We start from the raw sequence: 2,551 nt of genomic DNA, 5'->3' as shown, positions 1-2,551 counted from the left end.
TGTTTTACTTTTGGAAGTTCGTCGTTGTAAGCCCTGTAGCCATCCGTGTTTGCATGACTGACGACGGTAACGCTGATGGAAACTTTTGCCATAACCGTGTTTTTTCACAGGAGATGTCTGTTCACAAAACGGGCATCTTACATCAGCTTTAGCCACTGTATTCCACATCCAAAACCGGACATTTCACACTGCAATCAACATATTGAATACACGACACAGAACTGTTACCATTTCTGATGATTGCGCTTGGGATCTCTGTGCCCGTCACCACGCTGAGCCACAGTGCACAATCTTTGCGCATGGCGAAAGCCGCGTTAAGGCGGCTTGCCATGTTGCTGACGATCCCGCTGCAACCGGAACCGATACAGAATAACGAAGTGGTGTTTGATCAGATTGATTTTGGTTATCAGCCCCGCTCACCTTTGTTACACAACATCTCGCTGACGCTCTCTCCAGGTACGGTAACCGCGCTGGTCGGTGCCTCTGGCGCTGGTAAATCAACCTTGGCGCGCTTATTGTTGCGCTTTGATGTCCCCGATCGTGGCCAAATCACGTTAGGGGGGTATTGAGTTGAGCAAGATTGACAGCCGACATTTGTACCGCCAGATCGGTACTGTGTTTCAGGATACCCAACTGTTACGCATGAGCGTGTATGACAACATCGCGCTGGGCGATCCGCAGGCCAGTGAAAAGCAGGTTACTGCGGCCGCCAAGGCGGCGCATATTCACGAACGCATACTGTGTTTGCCGCGCGGTTATCAATCGGTATACGGCGATGATACCACACTGTCTGGCAGTGAGGCACAGCGGGTCAGCATTGCCCGAGCACTCTTGCTACAACCCGCTGTGCTGGTGATTGCCCACCGCATGGAGACCATCACGCACGCAGACAACATTTTAGTGCTGTCGCATGGCCGCATTGACACGCAAGGGAACCATGCTGATTTGCTGGCCGGTGGCGGTGAATATGCGCGGCTGTGGGCGGCACAACAAGGGCAACAGGAGGCGATATGCTGTTGATGCGCCTGACCAGACTGATGGGGAAATCTCACGCGCTGCTGCTGCGTCATTATTTGCTGTGGGTGTGCAGCTATTGTCTGATGCAGGGGCTGACATTTGTGCTGGTGATGCCCATAATTCGCGCCCTGCTGGATCTCCGTGTGGATGATGCGTTACTGTGGATGCTACCGTTAGGCGTAGGCGTAGGCGTAGGCGTGGTGCTGACCGGCTATTTGCATTATCGCGCTGCACACAGTGGATTTCAGGTGGCAGCAACGCTGATGAATCAACTGCGTCGCCGTATTGGCGATCACGTGGTCACACTTCCGCTCGGCTGGTTCGTGCGCGCCAATACCAGTCGCTTGGGCCTGTTGCTCAGTCAGGGCGTGATGGAGATCCTAGGGTTGCCTGCCCACCATTAACCCCCTTGTTACGGGCGATGATCACGCCCGTGGTGGTGGTGGCAACCATTTTTTCGACTGGCGCGTAGTACTGTGCGCGGAGTTTCTATTTCCCATGCTGGGATTAGTGTATTGGTGTGCGGGACGACTGGGGCGTACCGCCGACCGGGCCGTTCAGACTGCCAATGCACAGGCGTGCGAACGCATGGTGGAGTTCGCGCAAAGCCAGCCGGTGTTACGCACCTATGGCAAAACCGCGCAGGGGTATCGGCAATTTGATCAGGCACTTGTGGCGCAAAGCCGGGCCGCACGACGTCAACAGTGGCTGGTGTTGCCGCCACTGCTGCTGAACACCTAGTTAGGGCAATTGGCCTTGATGGCGCTGATGGCGGGAATTACCTGGCTGGTGGTGATGGAAGGAGATGCAGCGCAGCAAACCACGCTGTTTGCCTTACTGGTGCTGGTGAGTCGGGTTATCGACCCCCTCACTGAAGTGGCCTCCTATAGCTCGGGCATCCGTATGGCGTCAGCCCAAATGGAGGCGGCAGAAAACGTGTTGTCACAGATGTTGTTACCGGCACCGACAGATCCTGTGCCTCTACCACAACACTACGGCATCGAGTTGCGCGACGTGACATTCGGTTACCAGCGCGGCGTTCGGGTGCTGCAAAATGTTTCTGCGACGCTGCCGGCCAATAGCATGACAGCCGTGGTGGGGTCATCCGGCTCAGGGAAAACCACCTTGACCAAATTGATTGCCCGTTTTTTCGCTCCGGATAGCGGAGGAATTGCTATTGGGGGGGTTAATGTAAAAGACTTCCCGTTCGTGCAACACATGAGCATGATTTAGCAAGTGTTTCAGGACAATTATCTGTTTAGCGGGACCCTGCTGGAAAACCTGCTGATGGGGAATCCAGCGGCTGATGATGTGTATTAGTCGCGACTAGATCTGACACTGGACCTTGGAAGGTTGAGAGTTACCGGTTTTGATATGGGTGTCTAATCCTTAAGCAAAACGCGAGGTAACTCTCATGCTTCATACTAACAATCCCATTATCAAACACAAAGCCGGCCTGCTCAATCTCGCCGAAGAACTCGGTAACGTATCAAAAGCCTGCAAGATCATGGGCGTGTCACGCGATACATTTTAC

The 2,551-nt window shown here is 54.1% G+C and carries 7 protein-coding genes; 6 read left to right on the top strand and 1 reads right to left on the bottom strand.

Features of this window, described 5'->3' with window-relative positions:
• On the bottom strand, positions 1-156 hold a 156-nt coding region (locus tag QZ506_RS21455), incomplete at its 3' end, for an IS1 family transposase (protein ID WP_367272963.1).
• A gap of 80 nt (positions 157-236) precedes the next feature.
• On the opposite strand from QZ506_RS21455, the gene QZ506_RS03510 reads away from it, so the two are divergent.
• From QZ506_RS03510 to QZ506_RS03485, 6 genes are all read left to right on the top strand, one after another.
• Positions 237-569 carry an ATP-binding cassette domain-containing protein gene (locus tag QZ506_RS03510; RefSeq protein ID WP_291969096.1) on the top strand — a complete coding sequence of 111 codons (333 nt, stop codon included), beginning with the start codon at positions 237-239 and terminating at the stop codon, positions 567-569.
• Between the two features lies 1 nt (position 570).
• A complete protein-coding gene (locus QZ506_RS03505) occupies positions 571-1,020 on the top strand; it encodes an ATP-binding cassette domain-containing protein (RefSeq protein ID WP_291969094.1) in 450 nt (149 codons plus the stop codon).
• Positions 1,020-1,421: a hypothetical protein gene (locus tag QZ506_RS03500; RefSeq protein WP_291969092.1), complete on the top strand. Its 402-nt coding sequence runs from the start codon at positions 1,020-1,022 to the stop codon at positions 1,419-1,421. Before QZ506_RS03505 ends, QZ506_RS03500 begins: the two co-directional genes overlap by 1 nt.
• Before the next feature lie 94 nt (positions 1,422-1,515).
• The gene (locus tag QZ506_RS03495; RefSeq protein ID WP_291969090.1) at positions 1,516-1,758 is read left to right on the top strand and encodes a hypothetical protein; all 243 of its coding nucleotides are present in this window, start codon (positions 1,516-1,518) and stop codon (positions 1,756-1,758) included.
• A 27-nt stretch (positions 1,759-1,785) separates the two neighbouring features.
• Positions 1,786-2,250 (top strand): ATP-binding cassette domain-containing protein, encoded by a 465-nt coding sequence (locus QZ506_RS03490; RefSeq protein ID WP_291969088.1) that lies wholly within the window; start codon positions 1,786-1,788, stop codon positions 2,248-2,250.
• A gap of 181 nt (positions 2,251-2,431) precedes the next feature.
• On the top strand, positions 2,432-2,551 hold a 120-nt coding region (locus QZ506_RS03485; RefSeq protein ID WP_291969100.1), incomplete at its 3' end, for a helix-turn-helix domain-containing protein.

Source organism: Candidatus Symbiopectobacterium sp., assembly GCF_020054415.1.
Taxonomy (GTDB): domain Bacteria; phylum Pseudomonadota; class Gammaproteobacteria; order Enterobacterales; family Enterobacteriaceae; genus Symbiopectobacterium.
This window is presented reverse-complemented; position numbering and strand designations above follow the sequence as displayed.